The following is a 15,464-nucleotide window of genomic DNA, read 5'->3' as shown; positions in this document are numbered from 1 at the left end:
GCCGCCCTTCTTTTTGGGGCTGATCGCCGGGGGTTTCACACCCCCAGACCCCCGTGGAGTATTTGTGCCAATGTGAAATTGCAGAGCGGGGCGGGCGACCTCGCGGGAGAAAATTTTAGACGAATTTTAGCAGTTGGGAGTTGGTCTAGCGCTGGCTGGCGGCGAGCCATGCTTGCCAGTCGCGGGCGTTGCCTGCGAAGGCGTTGAGGTCAACTTTGCCTGCGATGCCGGGGACTTGGCCGGTGCCGCTGTATTGCCAGAAGGTCCAGTGCTGGCCTGCGTAGAGGTCGCGCGGATGTGCTGCAACGGAGCGCAGCCAGAAATCAGCGCCTTGGACTTTCCACATCTGGTTGTCTTCGAAGAAGTCGATGGCGGTGTAAAGGATCGGGCGCTGGCCGTAGTGGGATTGCAGGGCGCGGATGAAGATTTGCGCCTCGGACCGGATGTGGTCTGGGCTGTTGCGGATGCGGCAGGTCGGGGAAGTGGGGGTCCACTCCATGTCGAGCACCGGCGGGAGTGCTCCGGGCGTGCGGGGGACATGGGCGAAGAACCAGCGGGCTTGCTCGATGGCCGGGCGGCAGTGGTAGAAGAAATGGTAAGCGCCGCGCGGGACGCCTGCGCGGGCTGAGCCTTGCCAATGTTGGGTGAAGAGGGGATCGGCTTGGTCGCCGCCTTCGGTGGCTTTGATGAAAGCAAAGCTGACGCCGTTGGCTTGCGCGGTTTGCCAATCGACGGCGGTCTGGAACTTTGAGACGTCAATGCCGTGGATGCGGTGATCTTGCGGTGCTGCCGAACCGAAATCTTGCGGATGGACATCGCCGAAATTGGCGCGGTTCGGGGTGGCGGTGGGCGAGGAGGTGGATTGGGTGGTTTCGCGCGGACGCCCGCCGCAGGCGGCGAGGGTGAGGATCAGGGCGAGGGTGAGGGCGTGGCGCATCGGGTCAAAATGCCAGAGCCGGCGGGGTTTGTCAGTGGGGGAAATTTAAGGCTCGGCGGGATTCCCCCTGCGGTTTTGCGGCGGCCTCATGCGGTGGCGACCCGGTGGCCCCGGCTTTTGCCGGGGCGGCTTGGCGGAGGGGGTTATCCGAAGCGCGCGGGCGACAGTGAGGCGATCAGGCTGGCGCTGGCGTTGGGTGGAGTGCCGATGATCAGATCGGCGCTAAGTTGGCTGGCCGCGGGGCTGGATTGAAAGCCGTAGCCACCTTGGCCCGCCAGCCAGAAGAAGCTGGGGTCGCGGGCGTCGGGGCCGATCACCAGCACGCGGTCGGGGCTGAAGGTGCGCAGGCCCGCCCAGTTTGACAGCAGTTTTGTGACGGGTTCGGTGACGAATTCTTCGTAGCGGGCAAGGCCCTCGGCCAGCACCATATCGTCGGCCCAAGCGTCGTGCGGCTCCATCGGGTGTTCCTCGGCGGGCGAGACGATCAGCGCGCCTGCGTCGGGTTTGGCATACCATGTCTCGCCGCAACCAAACATCATTGGCCAATGGGTGACATCATGGCCGCCGGGGGCGGGGATGCGGGCCATCGAGCGACGGTTGGGCTGGAAGCCGAGCGGGGTGATGCCGGCCATTGCTGCGGTGTGGTCGACCCAAGCGCCGGAGGCGTTGATCAGGATGGCGGCTTCATATTCGCCGTTGGCGGTGGTGACGCGCCAGCCTTTGGCGGTTTTGGTGATGGCGGTGGCGCGGGCGTTGAGGTGGAATTCGGCCGCATTGGCTTTCGCTTCGCGGGCAAAATTTTGCAGGAGGAGGTCGGTGTCGATGTCCCATGCATGGCTGGCGAGGGCGGCGCGGGTGACGGTTTCGGGGTTGAGGATCGGCACGAGGGCGCGCGCCTCGTCGAAGGCGATTTCGGGCAGGTGCATATCGGCGATGTCATGCTCGAAGGCTGTGTCTTCGCCGGGGCGACCCAAGATCATGATGCCGCGCGGGGAGAGCACGTTGGGTTGCGCGCGGAAGTATTCGCCTGAGGCGATGGAGAGTTCGACCACTGGGGCGAGGCCGTAGCGGGGTTCATAAAGGGCAGCCGAGCGGCCAGAGGCATGGTGGGCGAGGTTGGATTCGGCCTCGAGCAGGGTGACTTTGCCATGCTGGGAGAGGCGGGCTGCGGCAGAAACGCCTGCGATGCCACCGCCGATGATCAGGAAATCTGTGTGCATGTCTGCCCCCATGGTTTTGCGCGATTGGTTGGTATGCTTGGGCGAAACGCAAGGGGGCGGTGGCGAAATGTTGTGGGATTTCGGCGATATGGCGTGGGATGCTGCGGGTCTGCGGCGTTGTGCTGGTTGGGGCCGCGCAGTTTGAGTATTTGAGAAAGAGCAATTCTGTGTTGGTTCGGTTTGGTTGCGGCGGAGCGGTCAGCCGCGCCGGGCGGCGTCGATTTTGGCGACGTCGATTTTCTGCATCGTCATCATGGCGGCAAAAGCGCGCGCGGCCTCGGCTCCGCCTGCGACCATGGCTTCGGTCAGGGTGCGCGGGGTGATTTGCCAGTTGATGCCCCATTTGTCGCGGCACCAGCCACATTCGCTGGCCTGGCCGCCATTGTCGATGATGGCGTTCCAGTAGCGGTCGGTTTCGGCTTGGTCGTCGGTGGCGATCTGCATGGAAAACGCCTCGGTGTGTTTGAACGCAGGCCCGCCGTTCAACCCGATGCAGCGGACGCCGCAAACGGTGAAATCGACGGTGAGCACATCGCCCTTATGGCCTGACGGATAGTCGCCGGGGGCGTGAAAGACGGCGTTGACGGACGTATCGGGGAAGATGCTGGCGTAGAAGTTTGCGGCTTCTTCGGCGTCTTTGTCATACCAGATACAGATGGTATTTTTCGCGGCTTTGGCCATCGGGCGTTCCTTTCGGTCTGCTGGGTTGATGCAGCTTTCTACCGGATTGGGCTTGTGGCAAGCAAAAGGCCCGCGCTGGTTGCGCGGGCCTTCTTTGGTGGCAAGGATTGGCTTAGAAACTGCGTTTGACTTAGGACGCGCTTTCGACGCCTTTGACAAACCAGTCGATGGTGGCGAGTTGCTCTAGCGTCATGATCTCACCCGCTTTGACCTTTTCCACCCCGTCCTGGTCGAAAATCGGGCCAGTGAAGATGTCGTAGCTGCCGTCTTTGTAGCCTGCTTGCACTGCATCGGCCAAGGCCACCACATCGGCGGGGATCGCGGCATTGTAGGGGGCGATCACAACGGTGCCTTCTTTCATGCCATCCCACGTGTCGGTCGAGGTCCAAGTGCCGTCAACGATGGCTTGGGCGCGTTGAACGTAATACGGCCCCCAGATGTCCTCAATCGCAGTCAAATGCGCGGTGGGGGCGAAGGCCGACATATCGGCGCCTTGGCCAAAGCCGTAGAGGCCTTTCTGCTCGAGGATTTGCAGTGGGCCGGGGCTGTCGGTGTGGGTGGTGACGATATCGCAGCCGAGGTTGATCAGGGTCTCGGTCGCAGCGGCTTCTTTCGGTGGGTCGAACCAAGAATCGATCAGCACCAGTTTCACGGTCGCAGCCGGGTTTTGCTTTTGCGCCGCAAGAGTGAAGGCGTTCACGCCCAAGACCACTTCCGGCACTTTGTAGGAGCCGAGATAGCCCAAGCTGCCGGATTTCGACATTTTACCCGCGATGGTGCCCAGAACGGCGCGGCCTTCGTGGAATTTGGAGTTATAGGTCGCGACGTTATCGGTGCGCTTGAAGCCCGTGCAATGTTCAAACTTCACATCGGGGAACTCGGCGGCGACGGCCAAAGTTTGGTCCATGTAGCCGTAAGAGCAGGTGAAGATCAGCTTGCAACCTTGCTGAGCCAGATCGCGGATCAGCGGAATCGCCGACGCATCTTCAGCGACATTTTCGACATAGATCGTCTCGACCTTGTCGCCAAGCGCTGCGTCAATCGCCTCGCGGCCTTTGTTATGCGCCCAGGTCCAGCCATAGTCGCCGATGGGGCCGAGGAAGATGAAGCCGATTTTCACTTTGTCGGCGGCATGGGCTGTGGTGCCGACCAGTGAAAGCGTGGCAGCAGCGCCCACGGCTTTCATCAGACTGCGACGGTTGAGTGTCGTCATATTATTCTCCTGTTGGTGTTTAGGTAGAAGGTAGGAATGGTTTGCCGAGGCAGGCGGGGGCAGAGGCCCCGACGTTGCCACGGGACGAAATCAGGGTCAGGGCCACCACTGTCATAACGTATGGCATAGCCGCCCAGAATTGCGAGGGTATCGCTTGGATAAACGGCAGGCTGGGGCCAAAGCCGTTGGCCTTGGCAAATAATTCCAGCCACATCAGGAAGCCGAAAAAATACGCCCCCGCCAGCAAGCGCCCGGTGCGCCAGCCGGCGAAGACCACCAGCGCCAGCGCGATCCAACCGCGTCCGGCGGTCATTTTCTCGGCCCACATTGGGGTGATCACCATGCTGAAATAGGCGCCGCCGATGCCTGCCATAGCGCCGCCAAAGGCGATGGCGGCGTAACGCACGCCTGTCACGGAATAACCGATGGAATGGGCGGAATGGTCGTTTTCGCCGACTGCGCGCAGGATCAGGCCCGCGCGGGTGGATTTCAGGAACCATGCGGTAAGCGGCACCATGATCAGGGCGAAATAGACGAGGGGGGAGTAGCCGAAGAACAGCTTCCAGATCGGGTCTTTCGCCAGCACGTCGGGAAAGATCGAGCCAAACTGCGGCACGATGCGGCCAGTGAAAGATACGCCGATCAGCGACGACAGGCCGGTGCCGAAGATCGACAGCGCAAGGCCGGTGGCGACTTGGTTGGAGTTGAGTTGCAGCACGAGAACGGCGAACAGCATCGACGACAGCGCGCCGCCTGCGGCTGCTCCGATCACGCCAAGCCATGGGTTGAAGGTCAGGGCGGTGATGACAAAGCCCGAGATCGCCCCCATCAGCATCATCCCCTCAACCCCGAGGTTCAGCACACCGGATTTCTCGGTGATGAGTTCGCCCAAGCCCGCCAGCAGGATCGGCGTGGTGAGGCCGATGATGGTGACAATCGAGGCGATGATGAATTCCGGGCTCATATGTGCGCTTCCGTTGAGTTGGCGGTTTTTTTGGGGATGAAGCGGACGCGGTAGCGGATCAGGATGTCTGAGGCGAGGATGAAGAACAGCATCATGGCTTGGAAAATGCCAGCGGTGGAATTCGGGATATGGACGGTGGTTTGCGCGACTTGGCCGCCGACATAGGTGACGGCCAGCACAAAGCCCGCAATCAGGCAGCCGATGGGATTGAGGCGGCCCAAAAAGGCGACGATGATGGCGGAAAAGCCGTAGCCGGAGGGGAAACCGAGGTTGATGGCTTTCAGCGATCCGGTGAATTCCAAGGCTCCGGCAAGGCCCGCCATGCCGCCGCCGATCAGCAGGGCCATCCAGATGGTTTGCTTGGCGTCAAAGCCGCCGTGGCGGGCGGCGTGCGGGGCAGAGCCTACGACTCGGATCTGAAAGCCGAAGACGGATTTTGACATCAGCACCCAGAACACGAAGGGCAGGATCAAAGCGATGGCAACGCCAAGGTGGACGGTGGTGCCTTGGAACAGGATCGGCAGGGTGAGGCTTTCAGGCAGGGGTGCTGTGGCGGGGAAGTTGCGGCCATTGGGGTCTTTCCACGGGCCGCCGACCAAGAAGCCCAAGACTTGGAACGAGACATAGGTGAGCATCAAGGAGGTGAGGATTTCGTTGACGTCCCAGCGGGTTTTCAGAAACGCCGGGATCGCAGCCCAAGCCGCACCGCCGACGATGCCAGCAAGGATCATCAGGATCAGGGTGAAGGGGCCGCCCGTTGGGCCTGCGGCAATGCCGACGCCCGCGGCAAACAGCGCACCCAGCACATATTGGCCCTCTGCGCCGATGTTCCAGATTTGGGCGCGATTGCCGATCGAGAGGCCAAGCGCGATGATGATCAAGGGGGCGGCTTTGACGGCGACGTCCTGCCATTTGTAGCTGGCGAGGATCGGGGTCAGGAAAATATCGACCACGGCGCGCTGGCCGTCGATGCCGATGGCGTCGAACACGATGACGCCGATCAGCATGGTCAGCAGCACCGAGGCGATGGGGGTGGCGATCAGCATGAAGGTGCTGGGGACGGAGCGTTTTTCCAGCTTAATACGCATGGGCGACCTCGCTGGAGATGTGGGTTGGCGCGTTGGGGTCGCCGTGGACACCGCCCATGAGCAGGCCGATTTCTTCAATATTGGCGCCTGCGACCGGCATCGGTTTCGACAGGTGCCCTTCGTTGATCACCGCAAGGGTGTCGCAGAGCGAGAGCAGTTCATCAAGGTCTTGGCTGATCACCACGATGGCCGATCCGGTGGCGGCAAGGTCTACCAGCGCCTGATGGATCGCAGCGGCCGCCCCGGCGTCGACGCCCCAGGTCGGCTGGCTGACCACCAGAACCTGCGGTTTCTGCATGATCTCGCGGCCCATTATGAACTTTTGCAGATTGCCACCCGAGAGTGAGTCGGCCATCGCCGCGGGGCCGGTGGCTTTGACCGAGAAGGCGGCGATCACCTCGCCTGCGTAGGTGCGCGCGGAACGCGCGTTGACCATCCCGCCCGACACCATGCCCATGCGGTCGCGCGCGGTCAGGATAGCGTTGTCGGACAGGCTGAAATCGGGCACGGCGGCGTGGCCGTTGCGTTCCTCGGGGACGCTTGCCATCCCCGCAAGGCGGCGTTGTTTGGCGGTGAGAGCGGCGATTTTGCTGCCATCGATCTGGATGGCGTCGGGGTTTTGCGACGGGGTTTCACCGGAAAGCGCGAGCAGCAGGGCGTTCTGACCGTTGCCCGCGACGCCCGCGATGCCGAAAATCTCGCCCGCTTTGACCGAAAAGCTGATGTCTTTCAGCGCGATACCGAAGGGGCCGTCTTTCGGGATGCTAAGGCCCTGCACGGCCAGCTTGGCGCTGCCCAAGGCGCGCCCCTCGCCGCGTTGGATGTCTTTCAGGCTGCCGCCGATCATCTTCTCGGCCATCGAGCGCGAAGTTTCCTTCGCCGGATCGCAGGTATCGACCAATTTCCCGCCGCGCAGGATGGTGGCGGCATCACACAGCGCTTTGATTTCATGCAGTTTGTGGGAGATGTAGAGGATCGAGCAGCCTTCTTTCGCCAGTTGCCGCAGCACGACGAACAGTTGTTCGACTTCTTGCGGGGTCAGCACCGAAGTCGGTTCGTCCATGATCAGCAGGTTGGGGTTCAAGAGCAAAGCGCGGACGATCTCAATGCGTTGGCGCTCACCCACCGAAAGGGTCGAGACAATGCGGTGGGGTTCGAGTTTTAACCCGTATTGTTGCATGACGGAGAGGATTTTCGCCTCAAGATCGCGGGCGGGGATTTTGGCGTCCATACCGAGGGCGATATTTTCCAAGACCGTCATCGCCTCAAACAGCGAGAAATGCTGGAACACCATGCCGATGCCGAGTTTGCGGGCGGCTTTGGGGTTGGCGATGGTGATGCGCGCACCGTTCCAGCGGATTTCTCCGGCGTCGGGCTGCATGATGCCGTAGATCATCTTCACCAGCGTCGACTTGCCCGCGCCATTTTCGCCCAGCAGCGCATGGATCTCGCCGGGTTGCACCGCAAAGCTGACCTGATCATTGGCAAGCACGCCGGGGAAGCGTTTGGTGATGCCCGAAAGATCAAGGCGTGGCGGCGTTTGCATCGGGTGCGTGGTCCTTCGGGCTGAGGGGTGGTGGCGTAGTGGACACTGTTGCGTGGGGCGGTGGCTATGCGGATTGAGGTTGAAAGACTTTCAAGGTTTCCGCGCTTAATTGCGTTGGTTTTTCTTGAAAGCGGCGGGCCGGCGTTTTTTTTGAGAGGGCAGCAGATGCTGGGTTTTTGCGCAGTTAAGCTTAGGCAGGTTAGACCGGATGGCTTTGCTGTCGCAAGCGCCGCGTCTGCCGAGGGGGCGGATTTATAGGATTGGGTGAATGTCTGAAAATATATCAATATCAAGGTGATATAGAGTGTCATGGTGCATGGATGCGGATGCGGCGTGGGTTGTGTCGCTGTATTTGTAGGCAAAGCCAGAAGCAGCTGCTGAATTATGCCGCAGAATGGGGGCGAAACTTGGCTTGCTTGCGGGCGGGGAAGCGGTGACTCTGTCATCAGATATTGGGACAGAAAAGGAGCGGGCGATGGCGGGTGAAGCACTGGATCATGTGTCGCTGTTGCGGCTGGCGATTGCCGAATCCGCGAAAGCGCGGGACGCCGGGGTGCATCCGTTCGCCTCGATTTTGGTCGGGCCGGATGGCGCGGTGCTGATGACGCAGCACAATGCTTTTATGCCGGATCACGATATGACGGGTCATGCCGAGCGGGTTTTGATGACGCGGGCCTCGACCAGTTTGCCAGCGGAATTGCTGCGAGAGTGTACGATTTACACCTCGGCCGAGCCCTGCGCGATGTGTTCGGGGGCGATTTATTGGACCGGGTTACGCCGCGTTGTTTACGGGATGTCAGAGCAACTGTTGAAAGAGATGACCGGCAACCACCCGGAGAATCCGACGCTGGATTTGCCGTGTCGGGTGGTGTTTGCGGCGGGGCAGCGGCAGATTGAGGTGATTGGGCCGATGCTGGAGGATGAGGCGGCGTTGGTGCATGTCGGGGTTTGGGGGTAGCGATTTATGAAGTCATAAATCAGGGTCTGTGACGCGGGCAGCACCCTATGCAATGCTGTCTGCAGGGTGGCCTTTTCACATATCGGAGGCGACTTGCGTGATCTGCGCAGGGCGTTATGCGCCTGATTCAATCGGGGATACGCGCGGTTAGCTTGATTTCAACCTCAAAACTCGCGCGCTATGTCACCCCGAGGGCCGTCCAATTTCGATCGGGCGCGGATGGCAGGATTTCGGCTTTCCCCTGCATGATGGTGGGGAGCTGGGTTTCGGGTTCGGCGTGGAAGCAGGTCACATCCACGATACCGTCGAAGCTGTAACCTGCGGCGTTGGGTGTGTCGGCCAGATTTGAAAACGCAAGCCGGACTTGGGCCTCAAAACCCGGATTCGGACTGCTGTCGCTGCCGCTGCCGACTTGGCCCGATACGCACAAACCATCGCCCGAGCGGATCGCGGCGGAATAGCCGTGCACCGCGTCAAGCGCGTGGCGGTTGGCCGGGAAGATGGCGCTGCGCTGTATCATTTGGAACTTCTTTTGGGTTTGGTTTGGGGAACCCAGTAGAAAAGCCAGTGACAGAAGCGGCTACACGTTCTGTCTTGGATTTTACATTCGAGTCGCATGTCAATATGGATGCGTCGCGTATGTGAAAGTAGGCAAAATGGCCGCGAAACATCGCAGTGCGATGATGGAAGAAACCCGCCCCAAGCTGATCGTGGCGGGGCGTAAAGCCTTTGGTGAACAGGGCTTTGCCGCAACGTCGATGGACGAGTTGACCGCCGGGGCGAAGCGCGAGAGCCTCGCCTAGTACTCTGGCGCGAAGTCTAGCGCTGGGTCGATTTCGGACGGGCGGCCTTCTAGGAACAAAGCGCCGACACGCGCCGGGGTGCGGGCGATGATTTTGCCCGCTTTGATCACCAAGAGTTTGGTGGCTTTCAGGCGGAGCGCCTCGGCGGGGTCGCGGGCTTGCAGCAGGATCAGATCGGCGTTGCGGCCTTTTTCCAGCCCGTAGTTTTGCAGGCCCATGGTTTTGGCCGAGTTCACGGTCAGGGCGTTGAAGATTTTGGTTTTATCCTCAAGGCTGCCCATTTGCGCAGAGTGGATCGCCATATGGCCAACTTCCAGCATATCGCCCGAGCCCATCGCGTACCACGGGTCCATCACGCAATCATGGCCGAACGAGACATTGATGCCAGCGGCCATCAGTTCGGGCACCCGGGTCATGCCGCGGCGTTTGGGATAGGTGTCGTGACGGCCCTGCAGCATGATGTTGATCAGCGGATTGGGGATCACGTTCATCTGCGATTCCGCGATCAGCGGGATCAGTTTCGAGACGTAGTAATTGTCCATCGAATGCATGGATGTGAGGTGAGAGCCTGCAACGCGGCCTTGCAGCCCGTGGCGGATGGTTTGCTGGGCGAGGGTTTCGACATGGCGAGAGTTGGGGTCATCGGTTTCATCGCAATGCATATCGACGGGTAGGCCACGCTCGGCGGCAAGGCGGCAGAGGGCTTCGACGCTGGCCTGGCCTTCGGCCATGGTGCGCTCAAAATGCGGGATGCCGCCGACGATGTCGACGCCCATGTCAAGGGCGCGGGTCAGGGATGTGACGCCTTCGGAGGCGCGGAAGTAGCCGTCTTGCGGGAAAGCGACGAGTTGCAGGTCGATGTAGGGTTTGACGCGGGCCTTGACCTCTAGCATCGCCTGCACGGTGATGAGTTTGGGGTCGGAGGTGTCGACATGGGTGCGGATCGCCAGCAGGCCTTGGGTGACGGCGAGGTCGCAGTAGCGCAGGGCGCGGGCAACGAGGGCGTCGATGGTGAGGGTGGGGCGGAGTTCCCCCCATAGGGCGATGCCTTCGAGCAGCGTGCCGGAGCGGTTCATCCGTGGCAGGCCGAGCGACAGGGTGGCGTCCATGTGAAAATGTGGATCGACGAAGGGGGGCGAGGCGAGGCGGCCTGTGGCGTCGATTTCTTCTCGGGCGGTGGCTTGGATGTTCGGGGCGATTTCGGCGATTTTATTGGCCGTGATGGCGATATCGTGGCCTTTGCGGCCATCGGGGAGGTTGGCGTTTCTTAGGATCAGATCGAACATGGGTGCCCCTTGGAGGTTTGCGGCAGGGTTGAGGGTTTTCGCTTTGGCGTCAAGCGCTGCGGCTGGGGGCGGTTAGGCTGTGGCCCGCCTGTGCGGTGGGGCGCAGCAGCTGGGCGGCGACGCCAATGGCGATGGCATTTGGGTGTTTGCCAAGGCTGGGGTCGCCAATCGGGCAGGTGATTTTGGCGATGGTTTGCGGGGTATGGCCAAGGGCGCGCAGGCGGGATTGGAAGCGGGCCCATTTGGTTTGTGATCCGATCAGGCCCAGCGATTGGAAGCCGTGCAGCAGCAGGCGGTGGCAGAGATCAAGGTCGAGGGCGTGCGAATAGGTGAGGATCAGGTGCTCGGCGTTGCGGGGGGCGAGTTCGGTGGCGTTGGTGGGGGTTTCGACGGGCAGGGCGGTGGTGTTGTCGGGGATGGTAAAGGGGAAGCGGCTGGGGGCGGTGTCGATCCAAGTGATGTGTAGATCGGAGAGCGGGGCGAGTGTGTGTATTAGGGCGCGCCCGACGTGGCCTGCGCCCCAGATCCAAAGCTGGCGTGTGGGATGGGCGAGTGGTTCGATCATCCAGCCTTGCATCAGGTGCGGGGCGGGGAGTGCGCCTTGGTTGCGGGCGGTGGCGAGCAGGCGTTTGACGGCAAGGGGCATTGCCGTGTCGTTGGTGGGGCGGGCGATCAGCGAGTTCGGTTCGGGGAGGGTTTCGGCAGTAAACACTTCGGTGAACAGGGTGACGGCCCCGCCGCAGCATTGGTTTAGTTTGGGGCCGAGGGCGGTGTGGGTGAGGGATTTTTCTTTTGTGGCGAGAAGGCTGCGGGCGTGTTGGGTGGCTTGATGTTCTAGGGCGCCGCCGCCGATGGTGCCGGATTGGCCTGAAGACCAGACCAGCATGGATGCGCCGACTTCACGGGGGGAGGAGCCTTGGTGGGCGGCGATGACGACGCGGGCGGTAGGGCCGTGTTGGGTAACGGTTTCGGTGAGTGTTTCTAAGTCAAACATGGCGCTGATCTTGCACGGCTTTGAGGATGCGTTCGGGGGTGGCGGGGGCATCGAGGTTTGGATAGCGCGTGCCGTCTCCGCAGGCGGCTATCGCGTCAGACAGGGCGAGGAAGGCGGAGATGCCAAGGTTGAACGGCGGCTCGCCCACAGCTTTGGATTTGCCGACGGTGTCTTCGCGGTTGGGTTTATCCCAAAGGGCGACGTTGAAAATCGGCGGGCGGTCGGAGCAGGCGGGGATTTTGTAGGTGCTGGGGGCGTGGGTGGTCAAAGCACCTTTGGCGTTCCAGACCAGTTCTTCGGTGGTCAGCCAGCCTGCGCCTTGGACATAAGCGCCCTCGACCTGGCCGATGTCGAGGGCGGGGTTCAGGCTGGTTCCGGCGTCGTGCAATATATCGGTGCGCAGGATGCGGTTTTCGCCGGTGAGGCTGTCGATCACGACCTCGGTGATGGCGGCACCATAGGCGAAGTAGAGGAACGGGCGGCCTTTGCCTTTCACACGGTCCCAGTTGATTTTTGGGGTGGCGTAGAAGCCGGTTGAGGACAGCGAGATGCGGGCTTGGTAGGCCCATGCGGCGATTTGGGCAAAGGGATAGGATTCGCCGCCCGCCCGCACGGTGCCGTTCTCAAAGCGGACTTCGTTGGGCTGGGTGCCAAGCTTGTCGGCAAGGAAATCGGCCATGCGGGCGCGGATGATCTCGCAGGCGTTTTGCGCGGCCATGCCGTTCATATCGGCCCCCGACGAGGCGGCGGTGGCCGAGGTGTTGGGCACTTTTGCAGTGTCGGTGGCGGTGATTTTCACCTGCGACGCGTCGACGCCGAACACCGAGGCCGCGACTTGCGCGACCTTTTGGTTCAGGCCCTGGCCCATCTCGGTGCCGCCGTGGTTGAGGTGGATCGAGCCGTCTTGATAGACATGCACGAGGGCTCCGGCTTGGTTCAGCCATGTCAGGGTAAAGGAGATGCCGAACTTTACCGGGGTGAAGGCGAGGCCGCGCTTCAAGATTGGGTTAGTGCTATTCCAAGCGGCGATTTCAGTACGGCGGGCTTGGTAATTGCTCGATTTCTCCAAGGCGTCGTGGATGTCTTGGCCGATGAAATCCTCGACCTCCATGAAATAGGGGGTGGTTTGCGCCTGCGCGTTGGTGGGGGAATAGGTGGAGCCTATGCGGTGACCTGTGCCGGGCCCGGTGGGTTGCGCGGCGCGATAGTAGTTGAGTTTGCGGATCTCGTTGGGGTCTTTTTTCAGCGCGTGGGCGACGTGGTCGATCACCCGCTCAATCCCGATGATGCCCTGCGGGCCACCGAAGCCCCGGTATGCGGTGGCGGATTGGGTGTTGGTTTTCAGGCGGTGCGATTCAATGCGGATGTCGGGGAGGTGATAGCAGTTGTCGGCGTGCAGCATGGCCCGGTCGGCGACGGCGAGCGACAGATCTTGCGCCCAGCCGCAGCGGACGAGATGGGTGAAATCTATCCCTAAGATGCGGCCTTGCGCGTCGATCCCGGCGCGGTAGCTGATGCGCAGATCGTGGCGTTTGCCAGTGATCATCATATCGTCGTCGCGGTCGTAGCGCATTTTGCAGGGTTTATTCAGGTCGCGGGCAGCAATGGCGCAGGCGATGGCGAGGGCGTTGCCCTGGGATTCCTTGCCGCCGAAACCACCGCCCATGCGGCGGGTTTCGACGCGGACAGCGCTCATGGGAAGGTGCAGGGCGTGGGCGACTTTGTGTTGAATCTCGGTCGGGTGTTGGGTCGAGGAATAGATATGCACGCCGTCTTCTTGTGGGATGGCGGCGGCGATCTGGCCTTCGAGGTAGAAGTGTTCTTGGCCGCCGACGTCCATAGTGCCTTCGATGATTTGTGCGGCGGTGGCGATGGCTTTGGCGGCGTCGCCTTTGGTCCAGATGATCGGGCCTTGCTCAAACCGGGAATTGGCTTTGAGGGCGTCGTCCACCGTCAGCAAGGCGGGGAGGTCGGCGTAGGTTATTTTGCCCAAGCGCGCGGCTTTGCGGGCGTTGAGATGGGTGTCGGCGATGACAAGGAAGACGGGTTGGCCGATGTAGTGGACTTTACCCGTGGCGAGCAGCGGTTCGTCATGGGTGGAGGGCGAGCAATCGGGCATCTCGGTGAAGTCGGCGCTGGCATAGGTTTTGATCACACCGGGGGCTGCGCGGACGGCGGAAAGGTCAATGTCGGTGATGGTGCCGTGGGCGCAGGGGGACAGGCCAAAGGCGGCGTGCAAGGTGCCTGCGGGCAGCGGAATGTCGTCAAGATAGCGGGCTTGGCCTGTGACGTGCAGGGGGGCAGAATCGTGTGGGAGCGGTTTACCCTTGGTCATACCGAGACCTCCAGCACGTTGGTTTTGGTGCCGCTGAGGTCGTGGAAATAGCGGATCAGCAGGTTTTGCGCGGTGGTGAGGCGGTAGGTGGATGAGGCGCGCATGTCGGTGAGGGGTTGAAAATCTTTGGCGAAGGCGGGGAGCGCGCATTCTAGGGTTTGCAGGGAAAAGGGTTTGTTGAGGACGGCGGTTTCAACTGCGGCGGCGCGTTTGGGGATGCCTGCCATGCCGCCGAAGGCGATGCGGGCTTGGGTGATTTGGTTGGCCTCAACTGTGAGGTTGAAGCAGCCGAGAACGGCGGAAATGTCTTGATCGAAGCGTTTGGTCAGTTTGTAGCAGCGTAAGTTTGGGGCGCTGGTGGGGATGGAAAGGCCTGCGACGAACTCGCCGGGGTGGCGGTCTTGTTTGCGGTATTCGATGAAGAAATTCTCCAGCGCGATAGAGCGCAGGTCGGGGCCTTTGCGCAGGTGTAAGGTGGCACCCAGCGCGATCAGGGCGGGCGGGGCGTCTCCGATCGGCGAGCCGTTGGCGATGTTGCCGCCGATGGTGGCGGCGTTGCGGACCTGTTCCGAGGCGTAGCGGCGCAGCATTTCCGCGAAGGACGGGTGCAGCGGCAGCAGGGCTTCGCGCAGTTGATTGATGGTGACGGCAGCCCCGATGTGAAGTTGGCCGGGGGAGTGTTCGATCTGTTGCAGGTCGGTGACGGCGTTCAGGAAGGCCACCGGCCCGAGGTCGCGCAGTTGTTTTGTGACCCAAAGGCCGACATCGGTGGCACCTGCGATCAGGGTGGCATCTGGGTTTTGCTGATACCAATCGGCGAGATCATCGGAGTTGGTGGGTCGGAACGCGCCGGGGAGGCTGTACGCCTCCCCCGTCCCCACCACGGTGGGCAGGTTGCGCTGGTCGGATTGCATCCATGCGGGAACCTTCGCGGATTCGGCGGCTTTTGCGGCCCGGATGATCGGGGCGTAGCCGGTGCAGCGGCAGAGGTTTCCGGCGAGGGTGGTGTCGTGATCGGTGCGGTTCAGGGTGTGGGCCACGGCCATTGAGGCGATAAAACCCGGCGTGCAGAAGCCGCATTGGCTGCCGTGGTGGGCGATCATTTCGGCTTGGACCGGGTGAAGTTCGCCGTTCGGGCCAGAAATGCCCTCCACGGTGCGGACGGCTTTGCCGTGCAGTTGCGGTAGGAACAGGATGCAGGCGTTCAGCGCCTTGGGGCCGTTCGCGTCGGTGACCATGACGGTGCAGGCCCCGCAATCGCCTTCATTGCAGCCCTCTTTGGTGCCGCAGAGGGATTGGTCTTCACGCAGATATTCCAACAGGGTGCGCGTCGGGCTGCCGCCTGCGATGCGCACCGGCGTTCCGTTCAAGAGAAACGCTGTCTCGGTCATGGTTCATCCTGCCGCTGTCTGTATCAACTGGGCCGTGTGCGCGCCCGC

The 15,464-nt window shown here is 61.7% G+C and carries 14 protein-coding genes; 2 read left to right on the top strand and 12 right to left on the bottom strand.

All coding sequences use genetic code 11. From position 1 onward, the window contains the following. Positions 1-145: 145 nt before the first annotated feature. From Q7V03_RS04730 to Q7V03_RS04700, 7 genes are all read right to left on the bottom strand, one after another. Positions 146-937, bottom strand: a complete 792-nt coding sequence (locus tag Q7V03_RS04730; protein WP_304924456.1) for a GH25 family lysozyme — start codon at positions 935-937, stop codon at positions 146-148. 143 nt (positions 938-1,080) lie between these two features. Beyond that, complete coding sequence (locus Q7V03_RS04725) at positions 1,081-2,157, bottom strand: FAD-binding oxidoreductase (RefSeq protein ID WP_304924455.1); 1,077 nt, start codon at positions 2,155-2,157, stop codon at positions 1,081-1,083. 198 nt (positions 2,158-2,355) lie between these two features. Beyond that, on the bottom strand, positions 2,356-2,838 hold the full coding sequence (locus tag Q7V03_RS04720) for a VOC family protein (protein WP_304924454.1): 483 nt from the start codon (positions 2,836-2,838) through the stop codon (positions 2,356-2,358). 130 nt (positions 2,839-2,968) lie between these two features. Further along, positions 2,969-4,051, bottom strand: coding sequence for a BMP family ABC transporter substrate-binding protein (locus Q7V03_RS04715; RefSeq protein ID WP_304924453.1), 1,083 nt, complete (start codon positions 4,049-4,051; stop codon positions 2,969-2,971). 19 nt (positions 4,052-4,070) lie between these two features. Beyond that, positions 4,071-5,015: an ABC transporter permease gene (locus Q7V03_RS04710; RefSeq protein WP_304924452.1), complete on the bottom strand. Its 945-nt coding sequence runs from the start codon at positions 5,013-5,015 to the stop codon at positions 4,071-4,073. Continuing rightward, positions 5,012-6,103 (bottom strand): ABC transporter permease, encoded by a 1,092-nt coding sequence (locus Q7V03_RS04705; RefSeq protein WP_304924451.1) that lies wholly within the window; start codon positions 6,101-6,103, stop codon positions 5,012-5,014. The genes Q7V03_RS04710 and Q7V03_RS04705 overlap by 4 nt, the downstream gene beginning before the upstream one ends. Beyond that, entirely contained in the window at positions 6,093-7,649 is a 1,557-nt protein-coding gene (locus tag Q7V03_RS04700; protein ID WP_304924450.1) for an ABC transporter ATP-binding protein, read from the bottom strand. Before Q7V03_RS04700 ends, Q7V03_RS04705 begins: the two co-directional genes overlap by 11 nt. A gap of 475 nt (positions 7,650-8,124) precedes the next feature. Between Q7V03_RS04700 and Q7V03_RS04695 the strand changes: the two genes are divergently transcribed. Next, the gene (locus tag Q7V03_RS04695) at positions 8,125-8,607 is read left to right on the top strand and encodes a nucleoside deaminase (RefSeq protein ID WP_304924449.1); all 483 of its coding nucleotides are present in this window, start codon (positions 8,125-8,127) and stop codon (positions 8,605-8,607) included. A 178-nt stretch (positions 8,608-8,785) separates the two neighbouring features. Here Q7V03_RS04695 and Q7V03_RS04690 read toward each other — a convergent pair whose 3' ends face one another. Continuing rightward, a complete protein-coding gene (locus tag Q7V03_RS04690) occupies positions 8,786-9,127 on the bottom strand; it encodes a Rid family hydrolase (protein WP_304924448.1) in 342 nt (113 codons plus the stop codon). Between the two features lie 136 nt (positions 9,128-9,263). On the opposite strand from Q7V03_RS04690, the gene Q7V03_RS04685 reads away from it, so the two are divergent. Further along, a complete protein-coding gene (locus Q7V03_RS04685; RefSeq protein WP_304924447.1) occupies positions 9,264-9,410 on the top strand; it encodes a TetR family transcriptional regulator in 147 nt (48 codons plus the stop codon). Here Q7V03_RS04685 and Q7V03_RS04680 read toward each other — a convergent pair. Genes Q7V03_RS04680 through xdhA form a run of 4 tightly spaced genes read right to left on the bottom strand, consistent with a single transcriptional unit; the run spans position 9,407 to position 15,416 of the window. Then, positions 9,407-10,696, bottom strand: a complete 1,290-nt coding sequence (locus Q7V03_RS04680; RefSeq protein ID WP_304924446.1) for an amidohydrolase family protein — start codon at positions 10,694-10,696, stop codon at positions 9,407-9,409. The two genes, Q7V03_RS04685 and Q7V03_RS04680, sit on opposite strands and share 4 nt — an antisense overlap. A gap of 49 nt (positions 10,697-10,745) precedes the next feature. Then, entirely contained in the window at positions 10,746-11,690 is a 945-nt protein-coding gene (gene xdhC, locus Q7V03_RS04675) for a xanthine dehydrogenase accessory protein XdhC (protein ID WP_304924445.1), read from the bottom strand. Then, entirely contained in the window at positions 11,683-14,025 is a 2,343-nt protein-coding gene (gene xdhB / locus Q7V03_RS04670; protein WP_304924444.1) for a xanthine dehydrogenase molybdopterin binding subunit, read from the bottom strand. The genes xdhC and xdhB overlap by 8 nt, the downstream gene beginning before the upstream one ends. Then, the gene (gene xdhA / locus Q7V03_RS04665; protein ID WP_304924443.1) at positions 14,022-15,416 is read right to left on the bottom strand and encodes a xanthine dehydrogenase small subunit; all 1,395 of its coding nucleotides are present in this window, start codon (positions 15,414-15,416) and stop codon (positions 14,022-14,024) included. The genes xdhB and xdhA overlap by 4 nt, the downstream gene beginning before the upstream one ends. Between the last annotated feature and the right edge of the window lie 48 nt (positions 15,417-15,464).

The sequence above is a fragment of the Cypionkella sp. genome, from assembly GCF_030652235.1.
In the GTDB taxonomy this organism is placed as follows: domain Bacteria; phylum Pseudomonadota; class Alphaproteobacteria; order Rhodobacterales; family Rhodobacteraceae; genus Cypionkella.
This window is presented reverse-complemented; position numbering and strand designations above follow the sequence as displayed.

What these genes read in the sequence shown, in the direction of transcription:
- Q7V03_RS04730 (WP_304924456.1), bottom strand. Translation starts at nt 937, where the DNA reads ATGCGCCACGCCCTCACCCTCGCCCTGATCCTCACCCTCGCCGCCTGC.
- Q7V03_RS04725 (WP_304924455.1), bottom strand. Translation starts at nt 2,157, where the DNA reads ATGCACACAGATTTCCTGATCATCGGCGGTGGCATCGCAGGCGTTTCT.
- Q7V03_RS04720 (WP_304924454.1), bottom strand. Translation starts at nt 2,838, where the DNA reads ATGGCCAAAGCCGCGAAAAATACCATCTGTATCTGGTATGACAAAGAC.
- Q7V03_RS04715 (WP_304924453.1), bottom strand. Translation starts at nt 4,051, where the DNA reads ATGACGACACTCAACCGTCGCAGTCTGATGAAAGCCGTGGGCGCTGCT.
- Q7V03_RS04710 (WP_304924452.1), bottom strand. Translation starts at nt 5,015, where the DNA reads ATGAGCCCGGAATTCATCATCGCCTCGATTGTCACCATCATCGGCCTC.
- Q7V03_RS04705 (WP_304924451.1), bottom strand. Translation starts at nt 6,103, where the DNA reads ATGCGTATTAAGCTGGAAAAACGCTCCGTCCCCAGCACCTTCATGCTG.
- Q7V03_RS04700 (WP_304924450.1), bottom strand. Translation starts at nt 7,649, where the DNA reads ATGCAAACGCCGCCACGCCTTGATCTTTCGGGCATCACCAAACGCTTC.
- Q7V03_RS04695 (WP_304924449.1), top strand. Translation starts at nt 8,125, where the DNA reads ATGGCGGGTGAAGCACTGGATCATGTGTCGCTGTTGCGGCTGGCGATT.
- Q7V03_RS04690 (WP_304924448.1), bottom strand. Translation starts at nt 9,127, where the DNA reads ATGATACAGCGCAGCGCCATCTTCCCGGCCAACCGCCACGCGCTTGAC.
- Q7V03_RS04685 (WP_304924447.1), top strand. Translation starts at nt 9,264, where the DNA reads ATGGCCGCGAAACATCGCAGTGCGATGATGGAAGAAACCCGCCCCAAG.
- Q7V03_RS04680 (WP_304924446.1), bottom strand. Translation starts at nt 10,696, where the DNA reads ATGTTCGATCTGATCCTAAGAAACGCCAACCTCCCCGATGGCCGCAAA.
- xdhC (WP_304924445.1), bottom strand. Translation starts at nt 11,690, where the DNA reads ATGTTTGACTTAGAAACACTCACCGAAACCGTTACCCAACACGGCCCT.
- xdhB (WP_304924444.1), bottom strand. Translation starts at nt 14,025, where the DNA reads ATGACCAAGGGTAAACCGCTCCCACACGATTCTGCCCCCCTGCACGTC.
- xdhA (WP_304924443.1), bottom strand. Translation starts at nt 15,416, where the DNA reads ATGACCGAGACAGCGTTTCTCTTGAACGGAACGCCGGTGCGCATCGCA.